Below are 17,320 nucleotides of genomic sequence, written 5' to 3'. Positions count from 1 at the left end.
TAGGATTATAAAATTGCCAAGTTTGCCGATAATGCGCAGAATTTATCCCGGATAAGGCTTGGGTCCATGTCCAAAAGACGGTTTCGAATCTACCGCAGTCTCAGTTTCCGCCTCATCTGTCTGGTCGGACTCGTATTGCTGGTCAGTTTTTCCATTTGGTCCTACTTCAGCATTGAATCACAGGAAAAAAGGGCCATCGAAATCCTCACTTTGGCCCTGGCCATCTTCATCGCCACTTCGGGGATCATCGGATTTTTCATCGTCCGCTTTGTAAACCGACCCATTAAGGAATTGATCAACGGGACCAACCATATCGGAAGGGGAGAGTATGGTTACAGGGTGGACGTGAGGCGGGACGACGAAATCGGTCAACTGGCATCGGCCATTAACCGGATGGGAAAGCAGATCGGGGAAAAGCAAGAGGAGCTCAATAAGCAGAAGGAGGAGTACAGGAACCTCTTCGAGCACGTTCCCTGTTACGTAACCGTACAGGACCGGGAATTCAGGCTTTTGAAGTATAACAAGGAATTTGCGAGGCGGTTCGACCCCAGCCCCGGGGATTACTGCTACCATGCCTACAAGGGACGTCAAGAAAGGTGCGGGGTATGTCCACTGGTAGGAACTTTCAGTGACGGAAGGCCCAGGAGCAGTGAAGAGATGGGGATCAATAAGGATGGGACCCGTTCCTTCTGGATGGTTCGAACCGTGCCCATCCGGGATTCCGGGGGGCGGATCGTGGCCGTCATGGAGATGTGCCTTGATGTTACACAAATGAAATTCCTGGAAAATGAAGTCAGGAAGTCCGAGGAAAAATACCGGATGATTTTCAACACCATGCCCAATCCCATTTTCGTCCTCGACCCTGAAAGTCTCGAGATCATCGATTGCAACAACAGTATCGAGGCGGTATACGGTTTTGGGAAGGAAGAGATTCTCGGCAGTTCTTTCATGCAGTTCTTTGAAGAGGGAGACCGGGAGACCTGCGCCGGGAAGATAAGAAACGCTGAGGGGCTGAGCAAGGTCCGCCAGATCAAGAAGGATGGAGAGACCATTTTCGTCAACATGTATGTATCCCACGGAGAATACGGTCAGAGGAAGGCACTTCTTGTCACCGCAAACGATATAACGGCCAGGTTGATGGCCGAGCAGCAATTGATTCAAGCCGGCAAAATGGCCACACTTGGAGAGATGGCTACCGGCGTGGCCCACGAACTGAATCAGCCCTTGTCGGTGATCAAGACCGCCAGCTCCTTTCTTCTCCGGAAGGTCAGGAGGAAGGAGCCCATAGAGGACGACATCCTGGAGACCATGACCAGTGAGATCGACAGCCACGTGGATCGGGCCTCCAAGATCATCAACCACATGAGGGAATTTGGAAGGCCGGCTGAGGTGAAAAGATCCGAGGTTCAGGTCAACGACACCTTGCTGAAGGCCCTGGAGATTTTCAACCAGCAGTTGAGGCTGAGGGAGATCGAGGTGGTCATGGACCTGGACAAGGATATTCCCGTTATCATGGCAGATGCCAACCGGCTCGAACAGGTCTTCATCAACTTGTTTACCAACGCCCGGGACGCTATCGAGGAGAAGTGGGAGGGGAGGAGCGCCCCCCCTGGAGAAAAGAGGATATACCTCAGGACGGGCATGGAAGACGGGCAGGTGGTCGTCGAGGTTCGGGATACGGGTATAGGGATCCCGGAATCCATCCGCGGGAGAATCTTTGATCCCTTTTTCTCGACCAAGAAGGTGGGCAAGGGAACAGGACTCGGGCTTTCCATCAGTTACGGCATCGTTCGGGATTACGAAGGCACCATAGAGGTGAGAAGTCGTGAAGGAGAAGGTTCCGCCTTTATCCTTCGATTCCCCTATCCGGGAAGGCGATGATGGAAGAGAAAATCCTTTTGGTGGACGACGAGGAGGGAATCCGTAAGGTCCTCGGGATATCCTTGCGGGACAGGGGGTACGAGGTGTTCACCGCCGGGAACGGCGAGGAAGCCCTTCGGGTGTTCCGCCGGGAGAACCCGGCCATCGTGCTTACGGATATCAAGATGCCCGGAATGGACGGGATCGAGGTCCTCAGACAGATCAAGGCGGAGAGCCCGGAGACAGAGGTCATCATGATTACGGGCCATGGCGACATGGATCTGGCCATCCAGAGCATCAAGAACGACGCAGCCGATTTCATAACAAAACCCATCAATGACGATGCCCTTGATATCGCCCTGGGCAGGGCAAAGGAGAAAATCTTCTTCAAGAAGCAGATTCGCGAGCACACGGAGAATCTCGAAAAACTCGTAGAGGAAAAGACCAGGGCCCTCATGGAGGCGGAGCGATTGGCGGCAGTTGGGCAAACTGTGGCCGGTCTCGCCCATGCCATTAAAAACATCACCAGCGGCCTTACGGGCGGTGCCTTTGTCCTGGAGAAGGGATTGGAGCTGGACAACAGGACCTATCTTCTCCAGGGGTGGCGGATGATCAAGGAAAACATCGACAGGATAAAGGACATGGCCCTGGAATTGTTGAACTATGCAAGGGAAAGGGAACTTGAAAGGCGGCCTTGCGATCCCAACCGCATTTTACGGGAGATCCATGAACTGATGCTTCCGCGTGCCGAGGCGTGCGGAGTCACCCTGGAACTGGATACCGAGGAAGACCTGCCCAGGGTCTTGCTTGATCCCGAAGAAATCCACCGCTGCCTTTTGAACCTGGTGACCAACGCCATTGAGGCCTGCGAAGGGAAGGGGGCGTCACCCGAGCCCTTGAGGGTCGTCCTTCGCTCCCGGAGGAACGGCGCGGGCGGAGTGTCCTTTGAGATCATCGACAACGGATGCGGCATGGACGAGGAGACCAGGGAAAAGGTTTTCCGTAGGTTTTTCAGCACAAAAGGCTCCCGCGGAACAGGCCTTGGGCTGATGATCACCAAGAAGATCGTCGATGCCCACGGCGGGCGGATAGAGTTGCAAAGCGAGGAAAAAAAGGGTACAAGGTTCATTATTCGTCTTCCCGGGGAAGGAGGAGAGAGCGGTGAGGAAGCGGGGAATCCCTGAGGGCGGAATGCCCCGGTCCTTGGGAACCCGTGCCGAAGGGTTGAACAGCAAGCCGTGAAAGGGGAAAGCCATGGTTTCCTATAAGAACATTCTGTTTGCCACCGATTTTTCGGAAGACGCCAATATCGCTTTCATTCACGCCCTGGACCTGGCTAAGAAACACGGGGCGAAACTTCATATTCTCCACGTCCCCCACTCCTCTTATACCTATCTGCGGCAGGTGGTGGATGAGCATGTCCCGGAGGGAGCAGAAGGAGGCGAGACCTTTTTCAATGAAGAAGTCGCCAAGAGGGCCGAGGAGGCCCTGATGAAGGAATACGGGAAGAGACTGGAGGGATTCCAAAATTACGTGATGGTGGTAAAAGAGGGTGCTCCGGATGTCGAGATTATCCGGTATGCGAAGAAAAACAACATCGATGTCATCGTGATGGGGGCCTTGGGGAAATCGGAACAAGAGCGGATCGAACATGGAAGTACCGTGGCCAACGTTTCCAAGTACGCCCATTGCCACGTTATCGCCATTCGAAATCCCGCCAAACGCTTCATCCTTCCCGGAGAGATACTTTAGGGGGCGGTTTTTTCAATCCTTAGGGAAGGAGGGCTCCGACGATCGGCCGAAAAGTCCTTGTGGTGGATGACGAGCTGGACATGAGGATTTACGTAACCACCCTCCTCGAAACCAACGGTTACGTACCTCTTTCAGCGACCGACGGCAGGGAGGGGCTCGAGATGGCAAGACGCCATAAACCCTCCCTGATCATTCTCGATGTCATGATGCCCAGGATGGGAGGCATCCGGATGTACCTTGAACTTAAAAGGGACCCGGAATTGGCGGGTATTCCAGTCATTATGCTCTCGGCCGTCTCCCGGAAAACCTTCCTCAGCTCCCGGAATCTCTTGAGCCGGTCCGAGGGGATGGAACTTCCTCCCCCCGCCGCCTATATCGAAAAACCGCCCGAGTCTGATCAACTTTTACAAGCGATCAGGGAAACCCTCGGAGAGGCAAGACAATGATCTTCAAGGGCCCTGATTCACCGTACCAGGATGACCCGAAAAGCAGACGTTGAAGGGGGCTTCATCTCCTATGACCAGTTGCGTTCGATCCTCGATGGATTGAATGTAGGGATCTTCACCGTGGATGCAGAAAGACGGATCACCTCCTTCAACCGTACCTTTCAAGCCCTTACGGGTTACAGGGAGGAAGAGGTGGTGGGAATGCCCTGCCACGAAGTCTTCCTCAATGATCTGTGCCGCGGCGGATGCATGTATCACCGTGCCGTCATGGAGCGGCGCCGGTCCATGAGCTTTGATATCGAGATCCTGGACGCGAATGAAGAGAAGAGGCTCATCACCAAGATCGTCACCCCCCTTTACGATGCCCGGCGCAGACCGGCCGGATGTATCGAGATCCTCCAGGACCATTCCCTTTTTGAAGATCTCCTCGACAGGATCCGATATGACGAGCAGCGTCTCAAGATTATCCTGGACAACCTGGATATAGGGGTTTTCACCGTAACCCGGGGAGGGCATATCTCCTTTTTCAATGCCCGGGCGGAGTCCATCTCCGGATACGATCGAAGGGAGATCCTGGGTAAACCCTGCTCCCTTCTCTTGGGTGGAGAGGAAACGGAGGCTGTCGCCCTCCTTAAGGCCTCCATCGGAGACGGGAAGTCCCGATCGAGCCGCCGGCTGGTGCTCGCAGGAAAGGGAGGGAAGAAAATCCCGATCCAGGCCGACTGCATGGCCTTGCGGAACGAGTATGGAGAGATCGTCGGGGGGCTGGCCACCATCCAGGATCTCTCCCTGATCCATCGGCTCAGCAGGGAAATCCGCAAGGGGTACACCTTTGGGGACATGATCGGCCGCGACCCGACCATGCAGCAGATCTTCGAGACCATCCGGGCCGTGGCATCGAGTGACGCCACGCTTCTTATCGAGGGGGCCACGGGGACCGGAAAGGATCTCCTTGCCAAGGTGACCCACAATGCCAGCAAACGGGCCGGAAAACCTTACATCAAGGTCAACTGTGCCGCCCTTCCAGAAAATCTGATCGAATCGGAATTGTTCGGGTATGTCAAGGGTGCCTTTACAGGGGCGGACAGGGACAAACCCGGACGCTTCCAGGAGGCGGACGGCGGCACCATTTTTCTGGACGAGATCGGGGATCTCCCTCTTCCTCTCCAGGCCAAGCTGCTGCGGGTCTTGGAGGACAAGGAATTCTATCCCCTGGGAGGCGGAAGGACCACCCGGGTGAATGTCCGAATCATCGCCGCCACCAACCGTGACCTGGAAAGGAAGGTGAAGGAGAGAACTTTTCGGGAAGATCTCTTTTACAGGCTCAACGTCATAAGGATTCAACTTCCTCCCCTGAAAGACAGGCGGGGGGACATTCCTCTCCTGATCGATCACCTCTTGAAAAAGCTGGCGGCCGTTCAGAATGCAAGGGTGGACAGGATCTCGAAGGAGGCCATGGAGATCCTCCTCAATTACGACTATCCGGGAAATGTGCGGGAGCTTGAAAACATCCTGGAACACGCCCTGATCCTGTGCCCGGGGGAGGTGATCGAGAAAAAACACCTCCCATTGTTTCTTCAGGGGAGGCTGCCGCCCCAAGACCTTGAACAGGGAAGTCTCCCGGGTCTCGGCCGAAGCCGGGAAAGCAGCGAGAGGGAACTGATCCTGGCGGCATTGAAACGCCACGGTTGGCATCGGAGTAAGGCGGCGAAGGAACTCCGAATCGACCGGTCCACCCTTTGGCGGAAGATGAAAAAATACGAGCTGAAACCCTGACGGGCATTGAACCCGAATCTTGCAAGGCATCGACCCTGCCTTTCCCCAAAGCGCAGCAGACTTCAAACCCTAGGATCCAGCCGAAATATACTGATCAATAAACCCACTAGACCATTGAAAAATGCTCCCTTTTGCCCAATCTCGGCGTCAGGCTCAAATTTTAATCCTCGAAATACTTCAATGTATTCCTGTGGTTAAAATTTTCGCTTTCCTTGACCTTGAACAAAATTGAGCATTTTTCAAAGGTCTCCCCGCTACCCACTCATTATGCAACAAATGATGCATCGGTGATGCATCATTTGTTGCATGCGTTAACACTCCGAAAAAGAAGCCATATTTCACATACCCTAAGGAAATTCCCCTCGAAAAGTGTTTCAATTGTGCAACAAAGAGGGGCTTACGTGCCGCCCCCTTTTCGGGGCCTAATCTCTAACTCCCTGAATTTAAAACGTTTTCTCCGGTATGGCATGATAAGTGCTCTTTTGTAGACTCAAAGCGCTTCCGTGATGAAAGGGGGGCTGGAGATGGCCAAAAAGAAAAAGATCATGGTGGTGGACGACGAACTGGATATCCGGATCTTCGTCTCCACCCTGCTGGAGACGAGCGGGTATGCGCCCTATGTCGCCAGCCATGGTTTAGAGGGCATCGAGAAGGTGCGCGAGGTCATGCCGGACCTGGTCATCCTCGATGTGATGATGCCCAAGCAGGGAGGCGTCCAGATGTACCGGGAGATCAAGACCGACGAGAAGTTGAGACACATTCCGGTCATAATCCTGTCCGGCATTTCGAAGAAGACCTTCTATCACTCACAGAACGTCCTGGATTCCTATCTGGGGCAGTCCATTCCCGAGCCCGACGCCTATATCGAAAAGCCCCCTGAACCGGACGAACTCCTGGAATGCGTGGAACGGCTACTGGGATCTGAACCGGCAGATAAGGGCTCGCGGTAGCTGAGAGCCCGAGCACGGGGTCGAGGTGAGAGAAATCATGGAGAAGAAGATCGGCTTTTATGTCTGCCACTGCGGGGTAAACATTGCTGGAAAGGTGGATGTCAAGGCGGTGGCCGAGTTCGTGGGGGGACTCCCGAACGTGGTGGTCGCCCGGGATTACAAGTTCATGTGCTCGGATCCCGGGCAGGAGATGATCGAGAGGGACATCCGGGAATATGGACTCAATCGGGTGGTAGTGGCCTCCTGCAGCCCCAGGCTCCACGAAAAGACCTTTCAGGGGGCCTGCCAGCGGGCCGGGCTCAATCCCTACTACTTCCAGATGGCCTCGGTTCGGGAACAGGTTTCCTGGGTGACCCAGGATCCGGAGGAAGCCACGCGGAAGGCGAAGACCCTTGCGGCGGCGGCCGTCAACCGGGTCAACTATCACCAGAGCCTGGATGCGAGGGAGGTGAGCGTCAACCCGGATGTACTGGTGGTGGGAGGAGGAATTGCGGGGATGCAGGCCGCCCTCGACGTGGCCGAGGCCGGTTACAGGGTCTATCTCGTGGAGAAGTCCACGACCCTCGGGGGCCACATGCTCCAGTTCGACAAAACCTTCCCGACCCTTGACTGTGCCGCCTGTATCGGCACCCCAAAGATGGTGTCCGTGGGCCAGCATCCGAATATCGAGCTTCTCACCTACAGCGAAGTGAAAGAGGTCTCCGGGTATATCGGAAACTACCGGGTGACGATCCATCGTAAACCCCGTTACGTCAAGGAGGGGGTCTGTACGGGATGCGGGGAATGCGCAAACGTATGCCCGGTCACCAGGCCCAACGAATGGGACGAGGGCCTAGGTCCCAGAAAGGCCATATACCGTTGTTTTCCCCAGGCTGTTCCAATCACCTTCGCCATTGAAAAAAAAGATCGGGCACCCTGCGTCTTGACCTGCCCGGCGGGCGTCAACGTGCAGGGCTACGTACAGCTCATCGCCCAAGGGAAATACCGGGAGGCCGTCCAGTTGATCATGGAACGCCTCCCCCTCCCCGGGGTTCTCGGCCGGGTGTGTCCCCATCCCTGCGAGGCCGAATGCCGGAGAACCCAGGTTGATGCCCCCCTGAGTATCAGGGAACTCAAGCGGTTCGCCGCCGATCAGGTGGACCTCAGAGACCTTCCCAGGCCCGAGACAGGGGAGCGGGAGGAAAAGGTGGCCGTCATCGGTTCGGGTCCCGCGGGACTGACCGTGGCCTATGACCTGCGTCTGCGGGGCTACCAGGTGACCATTTTCGAGGCATTGCCGGAGCTCGGCGGGATGCTCCGGGTGGGAATCCCGGATTACCGGTTGCCCCCGGAAATTCTGGACAAGGAAATCAACTACATCCTCGGACTGGGTATCCGGGCCGAAGTCAACAAGAGACTGGGAAAGGATTTCACCCTGTCAGACCTCGAGAAGGAGGGTTTTGGTGCCGTGTTCCTCGGGATCGGGGCCCATGATACCCTGAAACTCGGAATCCCCGGAGAAGACGAACTGGAAGGTGTTCGGGACGCCGTGGAATTTCTCAGGAGGGTCAACCTGGGGGACCGGAAGGCCCCGGGGAGACGCGTTGTCATCCTGGGCGGCGGAAACGTGGCTGTGGACGCGGCCCGCACTTCCCTGCGGCTGGGCGCGGAGGAGGTCAGTATCGTATACCGCCGGGGCAGGGAAGAAATGCCCGCTTACCGGGAGGAGATCGAGGAGGCCTTGGCGGAGGGGATCAAGATCCATTTCCTTTCCGCGCCGCTCCGCCTCGCAGGCGCCGAGGGAAAGGTCGAGGCCCTGGAGTGCATCCGGACTAAACTCGGCCCCCCGGACGCAACCGGACGCAGAAGGCCCGTGCCCGTGGAAGGATCGGAATTCCGAATCCCCTGCGATGCCGTGATCCCGGCCATCGGCCAGAAGCCCGATCTCGGATCCTTACGGGAAACCGGTTGTCCCGATACGACCCGCTGGGAAACCTTCCAGGTCAACCCCTATACCATGCAGACCTCCATTCCCAACGTTTTTGCCGCCGGGGATGTGGTAAGCGGTCCGGCCACCGTGATCGAGGCTGTGGCCGGCGGTCACAAGGCGGCGGAGGCGATCCATGAGTATCTCACCGGAGGGGACCTGGAGACACTGGCCGCAAAGATCGAATCCCAGGAAAAACCGGGGAAGGATTGGCAGGAGATCCCTAAGGGGCTCCCGAAGGAGGCCCGTGCGGAACCGGAGATCAGAGAGGCGGGGGAAAGTGTAACCTCCTTTGCCGAGGTGAACAAGGGCCTGGGGGAGGAAGAGGCGAGGCGGGAAGCCGGCCGTTGCCTGAATTGCGGGGTCTGCTCCGAGTGCATGGAATGTGTGCGGGCCTGCGAGGCCAAGGCCATCGACCACAGCATGGAGGGGGAGGACCTGGAAGTAAACGTGGGAAGCATTATCCTGGCCACGGGCTATGATCTTTGGGATCCTACTCCCATGAAACAGTTCGGGTATGGGAGGTATCCCAACGTCCTGACCAGCCTCGAGTTCGAAAGGCTCAACAACGCCACCGGGCCTACGGGTGGGCAGATTCTTCTCAGGGATGAAGAAGGGCGGTTTACCAAACCGCCCGGGAGTGTGGCCATCATCCACTGCGTGGGGAGCCGGGATGAAAACTACCACGAGTACTGCTCCCGGGTCTGCTGCATGTACGCCCTGAAATACGGGCACCTCATCAAGGACAAGGTGGGGCATGAGACCCGGGTATACGATTTTTACATCGACATGCGCTGCTTCGGAAAGGGATATGAGGAGTTCTACCGCCGGTGCCAGGAGGAGGGAATCGTCTTCGTGCGGGGAAAACCCGCTGAGATCACGGACCATGCCCTGGGACCCGAGGAGGAGGGCAAGTTGGTGGTCATAGGGGAGGATACCCTCCTGGGTAAACGGTACAGGGTGCCGGTGGACATGGTGGTCCTTTGTGCCGCCGTTCAATCCCGGGCAGACGCCGTGGAAGTGGGAAGGGTTTTCGGTGTGAACCAGGGAGCGGACGGTTTTTTCCTGGAGGAACATCCAAAGCTCGGTCCATTGAATACCTCCACGGACGGGGTCTTTTTGGCAGGGACCTGCCAGGGCCCCAAAGACATCCCGGACACCGTCTCCCAGTCCTCCGGAGCAGCGGCTAAGTGCATTGCCCTGTCCACCCGGGGGAAGGTGGAGATCCCCCCCGTGGTATCCTGGATCGACCCGAACATCTGTGCGGGCTGCCAGACCTGCATCGACCTATGTGCTTACTCGGCCATCGAGTTTGATGAGCGAAGGGGGGTCTCCGTTGTGAACGAGGCCCTTTGCAAGGGATGCGGGAGTTGTGCGGGATTTTGTCCCAGTGGCGCGGCTCAGGTCAGGCATTTCAGGGAGAAGCAGGTTTTGGCCGAACTGGAGGGAATCATCGAGGCCATCGCCGCCGTGGGACAGTGAACCTCGGCAGGCAATCGTTAAAACCCCCAGCAGGGGTCGAGGAAAGGCCCGGCAGGGGAAAAGAAAAGGGGGCCTTTTGGTGCCCGCGGGTGAAGGGAAAAGGAGCGGAGCCATGAGCACATTTGAACCGACCATCATCGCCTTTGTTTGTAACTGGTGTACCTATACGGCTGCGGATTTGGCCGGGACATCCCGGTTGATTTACCCCAAGAATATCCGGCTGATTCGAATGATGTGTACCGGGATGGTGGATCCCAAGTATGTCATCAAGGCCCTGCTGGAAGGCGCCGACGGGGTTCTCATCAGCGGTTGTCATCCCGGGGATTGCCATTACATCAACGGGAATTACAAGGCCAGGCGAAGGGTCAAACTGCTCAAGGAGATCCTGCCCCAATTCGGTTTCGATGAACGCAGGGTCAAGCTGACCTGGATCGGGGCCAGCGAGGGAGTGGACTTCGCCGAAACCGTCAAGGAAATGGTGGAGGAGATCAGGGCCCTTGGACCGAACGAGGCCCGGACACAGATGGTGCTTTGAGAGGATTTCCCGGGAACTTCGGCGGAGAAGATCCGGATCTCCCGCCGGAACCCCGGGACCCTTTACCACGGGACATCCCCGGGGATCGGGATTATCGCTTCCGGGGCGGCCCGGCATCGAGGCGACTGTATGGAGAAAAGGGCTGTAGATGACCTAAAGAAATTGCCTATGGCCTGAAAGGTGGAGGGAAAGGATGACGATGACGTGGAAGATCGAAGTGAAGGACACCGATCCCCTGGAGGCGATGAGGACTCTTTTCAAGAAGATGCTCCAGGACGGAGAGATCGATGCCCTCCTGGTGCCGCAGCATCTACCCATGAAGAACACGGTGATGCCCACCCTGGTCACCGACCCGGAAAAGCTTGGGGGAAGCGATCCCTTGGCCCCTGTGTTTCCCATGAACGCGGCCAAGGTGGTCTCCAGACTGACCCGAAAACCTGTGGACGGCCGGATCGCCGCGGTTTTGAGACCTTGCGAGATCAGGGCTTTCATCGAACTCGTGAAACTCAAACAGGCAAGGGCGGAGGAGGTGATCCTGATCGGTACAGATTGCCTTGGGGCATACAGGAACGTGGACTACCCGCGTTTTGCCGGAGAAAAGGGGGAGGAGGCGACTTTGCGCTTCCATGAGAACGCCCTTTCCGGAAAAGGGACCTCCTTCGGGGACTTTGACATCGCCCCGGCCTGCAAGGCCTGTGAGCACCCGGTGGCCGATGGGGCGGATCTTCAGATCGGTTTCCTGGGGGCGGACGGTGGAGACCAACTGTTCCTAACGGCGAAGACGGAGCGGGGGAAGGCCCTGGCTGAAAACTTAGGGCTTCCCGCTGCCCAGGAACCCTCCGGGCGGGCGGAGGCGGTGGAGAGACTGGTCGCCGAACGGATCGCTTACAGGGACAAGATGTTCGAGGAAACACGGGAGGTCACGTCGGATCTGGGAAAGCTCACCACCTATTTCGCTGATTGCGTGAACTGTTACAATTGCCGGGTCGCGTGTCCCGTCTGTTACTGCAAGGAATGCGTGTTCGTCACCGATGTCTTTGACCATGAACCCTCCCGGTACTTGAGCTGGGCCAGGCGCAAGGGCGTCATCAAGCTCCCAACGGACACCATCTTCTACCACGTCACACGTTTGGCCCACATGAGCACGGCTTGCGTCGGCTGCGGTCAGTGTTCCAACGCCTGCCCGAACAACATCCCCGTAATGGAAGTCTTTCGTACCATCGCCCATAAGACCCAAGCAGCCTTCGACTACGAAGCGGGTAGGAGCCTGGAGGAGAAACCGCCCCTTTCTGTTTTCAGGGAGAAGGAGTACCCGGAGGTCACGGGGGGAAAGGACGAGTAGGATAACACAGACAAGGCGGGGGATTGGAGGTCTTCTTCCATGAAAAAAAAGGTGGGATCAGCGCTGGTGGTCGGATCGGGAATCGCGGGTATCCGTGCATCCCTCGACCTGGCGGAACAGGGATACAGGGTTACCCTCATCGACAGGGCCCCCAGCCTGGGCGGCGTACTCAGCCAGTTGGACTACCAGTTTCCGTCCGACCATTGCGGAATGTGTAAAATGCTGCCCCTGGTGGAACGGGACGCCGGGTCCCAGTACTGTCTTAGAAAAGGGCTCTTCCATGAGAATATCGATATCCTCCTTTCAACGGAGTTGGTGGGCCTGGACGGAGAACCGGGAAAGTTTCAGGTGACCCTGCATAGCAAGCCGACTTCCGTCGATGCGCAGCGCTGCATCGGGTGCGGAGAGTGCGAAAGGGTGTGCCCGGTGGAGGTGAAGGATCTTTTCAATGCAGGGATGACTTCGCGAAAGGCCGTCTATCTCCCGGTACCCCACAGCATTCCCAACCATTACGTAGTGGACCTGGAGGCCTGTACCCTTTGCGGAAAATGCGAAGAGGTATGTCCCACCGGTGCCATAGACCTGGGTTCGGAGGCCCGCCGCGCCTTTCGCATCCTGGTGGTGGATGATGAGCGGGTGGTCAGGGATTCTCTAAAGGAGTGGTTGGAGGACGAGGGTTTCCAGGTCCATGTGGCGGCCTCGGGTGCTGAGACCCTTGAAAAGCTGTCCCGGGAGACCTTTCATCTAATGCTTTTGGATATCAAGATGCCGGGGATGGACGGAGTGGAAGTCCTCAGGCGTTCAATGGAGTTGAACCCCGACCTGCCCGTGGTGATGATGACCGCCTACGCCACGGTGGAGACGGCCGTAGAGGCCATGAAAATCGGGGCTCTCGACTACCTCATGAAACCCTTTGATCCGGATACCCTTGTGCCCCTCGTATTGCAACTCCACCAGAAAATCGAGCGCACCGGGGAGCAAAACCTGGAGGTCGGGGCCGTGATACTTGCCTCGGGTTTTGAATCCTATGATCCCTCGTCGGGAAAGAACACATACGGTTACGGGGTGCTTCCCGATGTGCTTACGAGCGTCGAGTTCGAACGGCTGATGAGCGGAACGGGCCCCACGGGGGGAAGACTCGTAAGACCCAGTGACGGAAAAGAGGTGGAGAGGGTGGCGTGGCTCCAGTGTGTTGGGTCAAGAGATCCCCAGGCGGGAGCCGATTTCTGTTCTTCCGTTTGCTGCATGTTCGCCGTCAAGGAAGCCCTTCTTGCAAAGAAGAAGACCGGGGGACGTGTGGATGCCTGCATCTTCTACATGGACATGCGGACATTCGGAAAGGGTTTTGAGCGTTACCGGGACCGGGCGGAAGAAGAGGAAGGGGTCCGTTTCATCCGTAGCAGGGTCCATTCCGTCGAAACCTCGGGAGACGGCAAGGGCCTGAGGATCGTCTATGCGGATACGGGCGGCACACGGCGGGAAGAAGAATTCGACCTGGTGGTGCTCTCGACGGGCCAGCGGCCTCCCGCGGGGACGGAAGCCCTGGCCGAGATGACGGGTGTCGCATTGAATCCTTGGGGATTTTGCAAGTCCGAAGGCCTCTCTCCTTCCGTAACCGCCCGGGAGGGGGTCTATATCGCGGGATCCTTCTCCGGCCCCAAGGACATCTCAGAAACGGTCATTCAGGCGGGTTCCGCTTCCCTGGAGGCCTCACGGATGATCCATTCCAAGGGGGGCGGATTGGCACTGGAAGCGAACCGTGACGATGAAAACTACCGGGATGTGAGCAGGGAATCTCCCAGGGTTTTTTTGGCCCTGTGCTCCTGTAACGGGACCCTGGCGGACCCCGATACCTTCAAGGGCCTGACCGACTGGGCCGCGGCCCGCCGTTCGGTGAGCGAAACCTTCGTGACCGAGCGGCTGTGCACCCGGGAGGGTTGGGAAGGGCTTCAGGAGGCATTGGGGAAGACCGACGCGAACCGGGTCCTCATAGCCGCCTGCATGCCTTACCTCTATGGCGGCAAACTGCGGGAACTGGGAAAGAAGGTGGGGCTCCAACCTTCTCTGATGGACGTGGTGGATATTCGTACCCCCGCCATCTCCACGGGGGAAGAAGGCCGCGAGGAGGCGGATCTCGAAATCCGCTCCAGGATCGCCATGGGCCTCGGGAGGGTCAGGGGCGTCGATCCCGTCCCGCCGCCCACGGGCAGGATCGTGCAACGGGCGCTGGTCGTGGGTGGAGGCATGGCCGGCATGTGGGCCGCCCTGGCCATTGCGGATCACGGATACGAGGTGGATCTCGTTGAAAGGGGTGCGGAACTGGGAGGCAACTGCCGCTCTTTACATCGGACCCTGGAAGGACAAGATCCCCAGCCTATCCTTGAAGAGACGCTCGGCAGGGTGAATAGGCATCCAAATATTCGGGTCTATTTGAATGCAAGAATCCTCCATAGTGAGGGGAGGGTGGGACGTTTTTCAACCACCATAGAAAAGGAAGACGGATCCGGCGGCGCTCTGCTTCACGGGGTGACGATCCTGGCCACGGGAGGCCGGGAGGCCCGCACCCAGAGCTATGGTTACGGCACCAGCGAAGCGGTCGTGACCCAGCGGGAATTGGAACGAAAGCTGGATGAGGGGGAGTTGGACCCGACTGCTCTTGAAACCGTAACCATGATCCAGTGCGTGGATTCCAGGGAGGAGCCCAGGAACTACTGCAGCCGGCTGTGCTGTGCTTCCGCCTTGAAAAACGCCCTTTACATCAAGGGGCGGAATCCCGAAGCGGATGTCTGCATTTTCTATAGGGACTTCATGGCTCATGGATTTATGGAGTCCTATTACACCCAGGCCCGCAAGGCGGGGGTGGTCTTTATTCAGTACGACCGGGCCCTCAAGCCGCAGGTAACCTTTGAAGATGGAAAGCCCGTGGTATCCTCCATCGATCCCATCCTGGGGCGGGAAGTCAGGGTCCCGTCGGATTTGCTGGTGCTCAGCACGGGAATCGTTCCCAACGAGGCGGAAGAAGTGGCGCGCCTTTTCGGAGTGGATCTGGACAGGGACGGGTTTTTCCAGGAGGCGGAATCCAAATGGCGCCCCGTGGACTTCCTCAGGGAAGGAATCTTTGTGTGCGGATTGGCCCATTCGCCGCGATCCCTTGAGGAATCCATCGCCACGGCCGGGGCCGCCGCCCAGCGGGCCCTGAGGTTGCTGGGCAGGGAGAGGCTGCCCGCGGCGAGCGTCGTTGCGGAGGTGCGCCACAGCCTTTGTTCCCTCTGCGAGAAGTGCGTTGAAACCTGTCCTTACGGGGCCCGGTGGCTGGACGAGGAGGAAGAAAAGATCCGGGTGGACGTGTTGATGTGCCAGGGCTGCGGATCCTGTGCGGCAGTATGTCCCAACAGCGCCACGGTGCTCCTCGGTTACCGCGACAATCAGGTTTTCGAGGTGATCGATGCCGCCCTCCAGGAAGGATAGGTGGAGCGGAAAGGGAGGCTTTCTATAGTTCACCGAAGATGGGGAAGAATCCCCTTGTAGAGAGAGGGTGAGGTTCCATGACCAGCCGGAAATCAGAAACGAGGAGTGCAGGGGAAGAAGATTTTTCTTCCAGGTTGATGGAGGAACTCAGGGAAAAGCTTCTGGCCTGCATGCAATGTGGGACATGTACGGGGTCCTGCGGGAGTTCCTTCGCCATGGATTTGACGCCGCGCCAGTTGTGGCGGCTGGTTCAGCTCGGAGAAAAGCGGGAAATTTTTAAAAGCAGGACGTTTTACTTGTGTTCGGCCTGCTATTTCTGCACCCTTCGGTGCCCGAGAGGACTTCCATTGACGGAGGCCATGAGCGCTCTCAAGAGGATCGCCGCGGCCGAAGGGATCAAGAGGTACAAGCAGAGCGCAAACTTTTACAAGGCCTTCATGGACACGGTCCGGCGATATGGACGCCTGAGGGAAATGGAATTCATGAACCGGTACTTCTTTTCCATGAAGAATCCCGTGCTTCCAATGGGTTATGCATCCCTGGGACTCAAGTTGATGAAAAAGGGGAAGGTGTCCCCGGAGATCCCGAAGTTCCTGGGTGAAGGAAGATTTGACAAGCTCTTCCGTAAGGTGGACGAACTGGAGAAGAGACCATGAAGTACATCTACTATCCGGGTTGTTCCCTCGAGGGAACGGCGTTAGAGTACAACCTCTCTACTCGAGCGGTCCTGGCGGCCCTCGGGGCCGATCTTTCGGATCTGGAGGACTGGACCTGCTGCGGGGCCAGCGCGGCTGAAGCGAGCAGCCGCCTTCTTTCCCTTGTCCTGGCCGCCCGCAACCTGGCCCTTGCGGAAAGGTCAGGAGAAGAAGGGGGCGTACTCATTCCCTGCAGTGCCTGCTACCTGAATTTACGTCGCGTCGGGGAACAGGTCCGGCAAGAGCCTGATCTCAAACAGAAGATCAACGAAGCCCTTGCGGAAGAAGACCTCCGCTACGAGGGAGGCCTGGCGGTTCGCCACCTCCTGGAGGTGCTCGTCGTGGACTTCGGGCCGGAGAGGACCGCCGAGCGGGTGACGCGCCCATTGAAGGGCGTCAAGGTGGCTCCCTACTACGGTTGCCAGGCCCTTCGGCCCTACGCAACGTTCGATGATCCACAAATGCCCCGCTCCATGGAGCCCCTCATCGAAGCCCTCGGGGCGGAGGTCCATCCCTGGAGCCTGGGAGCCAAGTGCTGCGGGGCCGCCCTCATGAACACCAAGAGGGAGGTGGCCCTGGAGTTGACCGGTGCCCTGCTCGAGGGGGCCGAAGGGGCGGACTGTATCGTCACGGTGTGCCCCATGTGTCAGATGAACCTTGAAGCTTATCAGGATACCCTGTCCCGGCAACGGGGAAGAGACCTGCACCTCTCCATCCTTTACCTGCCTCAGCTCATGGGCCTTGCCTTCGGACTCCCGGAGGAGGACCTGCACCTGGACATGAACCTGGCCCTTTATCCAGCCCTGAAGGCCCGACTCAACATCTAGGAACGGGTCGCCTGAAAAGGTCCCCCATACCCTTTTTCCGGTGGTGCGGGCGATGGTTTTCAGGTGAAATACTTGATCCCGAGATTCCCCGGACAAGTCCGCCAAACTGCTGGCGGACAAGCCACGCCAGAGGCGGGCAGGCCTAGGGGGGCTATCCCCTGGAAGGAGGGTTCGAGCAAGGGCCGATGGCTCCTTTTCTGAAGTGACCGGCGGGAGGGCGC

The 17,320-nt window shown here is 57.8% G+C and carries 12 protein-coding genes; all 12 read left to right on the top strand.

Going from position 1 to position 17,320, the window contains the following annotated elements:
• Window positions 1-66: 66 nt before the first annotated feature.
• The 12 genes from JRF57_11680 to JRF57_11625 all read left to right on the top strand — a co-directional run bounded on the left by JRF57_11680 (window position 67) and on the right by JRF57_11625 (window position 17,099).
• Window positions 67-1,881, top strand: a complete 1,815-nt coding sequence (locus JRF57_11680) for a PAS domain S-box protein (protein MBW2304359.1) — start codon at window positions 67-69, stop codon at window positions 1,879-1,881.
• On the top strand, window positions 1,881-3,044 hold the full coding sequence (locus tag JRF57_11675; protein ID MBW2304358.1) for a response regulator: 1,164 nt from the start codon (window positions 1,881-1,883) through the stop codon (window positions 3,042-3,044). The genes JRF57_11680 and JRF57_11675 overlap by 1 nt, the downstream gene beginning before the upstream one ends.
• A gap of 70 nt (window positions 3,045-3,114) precedes the next feature.
• Window positions 3,115-3,612: a universal stress protein gene (locus JRF57_11670; protein ID MBW2304357.1), complete on the top strand. Its 498-nt coding sequence runs from the start codon at window positions 3,115-3,117 to the stop codon at window positions 3,610-3,612.
• 41 nt (window positions 3,613-3,653) lie between these two features.
• Entirely contained in the window at window positions 3,654-4,058 is a 405-nt protein-coding gene (locus tag JRF57_11665; protein MBW2304356.1) for a response regulator, read from the top strand.
• A gap of 30 nt (window positions 4,059-4,088) precedes the next feature.
• Window positions 4,089-5,834 carry a sigma 54-interacting transcriptional regulator gene (locus JRF57_11660; GenBank protein ID MBW2304355.1) on the top strand — a complete coding sequence of 582 codons (1,746 nt, stop codon included), beginning with the start codon at window positions 4,089-4,091 and terminating at the stop codon, window positions 5,832-5,834.
• A gap of 524 nt (window positions 5,835-6,358) precedes the next feature.
• A complete protein-coding gene (locus tag JRF57_11655; protein MBW2304354.1) occupies window positions 6,359-6,784 on the top strand; it encodes a response regulator in 426 nt (141 codons plus the stop codon).
• Between the two features lie 37 nt (window positions 6,785-6,821).
• A complete protein-coding gene (locus JRF57_11650; GenBank protein ID MBW2304353.1) occupies window positions 6,822-10,232 on the top strand; it encodes an FAD-dependent oxidoreductase in 3,411 nt (1,136 codons plus the stop codon).
• Between the two features lie 112 nt (window positions 10,233-10,344).
• Window positions 10,345-10,767: a hydrogenase iron-sulfur subunit gene (locus JRF57_11645; protein ID MBW2304352.1), complete on the top strand. Its 423-nt coding sequence runs from the start codon at window positions 10,345-10,347 to the stop codon at window positions 10,765-10,767.
• 193 nt (window positions 10,768-10,960) lie between these two features.
• Window positions 10,961-12,109, top strand: a complete 1,149-nt coding sequence (locus tag JRF57_11640; GenBank protein MBW2304351.1) for a Coenzyme F420 hydrogenase/dehydrogenase, beta subunit C-terminal domain — start codon at window positions 10,961-10,963, stop codon at window positions 12,107-12,109.
• Between the two features lie 39 nt (window positions 12,110-12,148).
• Complete coding sequence (locus JRF57_11635) at window positions 12,149-15,577, top strand: FAD-dependent oxidoreductase (GenBank protein MBW2304350.1); 3,429 nt, start codon at window positions 12,149-12,151, stop codon at window positions 15,575-15,577.
• Window positions 15,578-15,654: 77 nt separating this feature from the next.
• A complete protein-coding gene (locus JRF57_11630) occupies window positions 15,655-16,233 on the top strand; it encodes a 4Fe-4S dicluster domain-containing protein (protein MBW2304349.1) in 579 nt (192 codons plus the stop codon).
• Complete coding sequence (locus JRF57_11625) at window positions 16,230-17,099, top strand: CoB--CoM heterodisulfide reductase iron-sulfur subunit B family protein (protein MBW2304348.1); 870 nt, start codon at window positions 16,230-16,232, stop codon at window positions 17,097-17,099. The genes JRF57_11630 and JRF57_11625 overlap by 4 nt, the downstream gene beginning before the upstream one ends.
• Window positions 17,100-17,320 lie beyond the last annotated feature (221 nt).

The organism is Deltaproteobacteria bacterium (assembly GCA_019310525.1).
GTDB lineage: Bacteria > Desulfobacterota > DSM-4660 > Desulfatiglandales > HGW-15 > JAFDEE01.
Note: the sequence above shows the minus strand (reverse complement) of the source record. Positions and strands in the feature narration are given on the sequence as shown.

Excerpts from the sequence above, each read along its gene's own strand:
- JRF57_11630 (MBW2304349.1), top strand. The coding sequence starts at position 15,655 with ATGACCAGCCGGAAATCAGAAACGAGGAGTGCAGGGGAAGAAGATTTT.
- JRF57_11670 (MBW2304357.1), top strand. The coding sequence starts at position 3,115 with ATGGTTTCCTATAAGAACATTCTGTTTGCCACCGATTTTTCGGAAGAC.
- JRF57_11655 (MBW2304354.1), top strand. The coding sequence starts at position 6,359 with ATGGCCAAAAAGAAAAAGATCATGGTGGTGGACGACGAACTGGATATC.
- JRF57_11680 (MBW2304359.1), top strand. The coding sequence starts at position 67 with ATGTCCAAAAGACGGTTTCGAATCTACCGCAGTCTCAGTTTCCGCCTC.
- JRF57_11650 (MBW2304353.1), top strand. The coding sequence starts at position 6,822 with ATGGAGAAGAAGATCGGCTTTTATGTCTGCCACTGCGGGGTAAACATT.
- JRF57_11640 (MBW2304351.1), top strand. The coding sequence starts at position 10,961 with ATGACGATGACGTGGAAGATCGAAGTGAAGGACACCGATCCCCTGGAG.
- JRF57_11660 (MBW2304355.1), top strand. The coding sequence starts at position 4,089 with ATGACCCGAAAAGCAGACGTTGAAGGGGGCTTCATCTCCTATGACCAG.
- JRF57_11625 (MBW2304348.1), top strand. The coding sequence starts at position 16,230 with ATGAAGTACATCTACTATCCGGGTTGTTCCCTCGAGGGAACGGCGTTA.
- JRF57_11645 (MBW2304352.1), top strand. The coding sequence starts at position 10,345 with ATGAGCACATTTGAACCGACCATCATCGCCTTTGTTTGTAACTGGTGT.
- JRF57_11635 (MBW2304350.1), top strand. The coding sequence starts at position 12,149 with ATGAAAAAAAAGGTGGGATCAGCGCTGGTGGTCGGATCGGGAATCGCG.
- JRF57_11675 (MBW2304358.1), top strand. The coding sequence starts at position 1,881 with ATGGAAGAGAAAATCCTTTTGGTGGACGACGAGGAGGGAATCCGTAAG.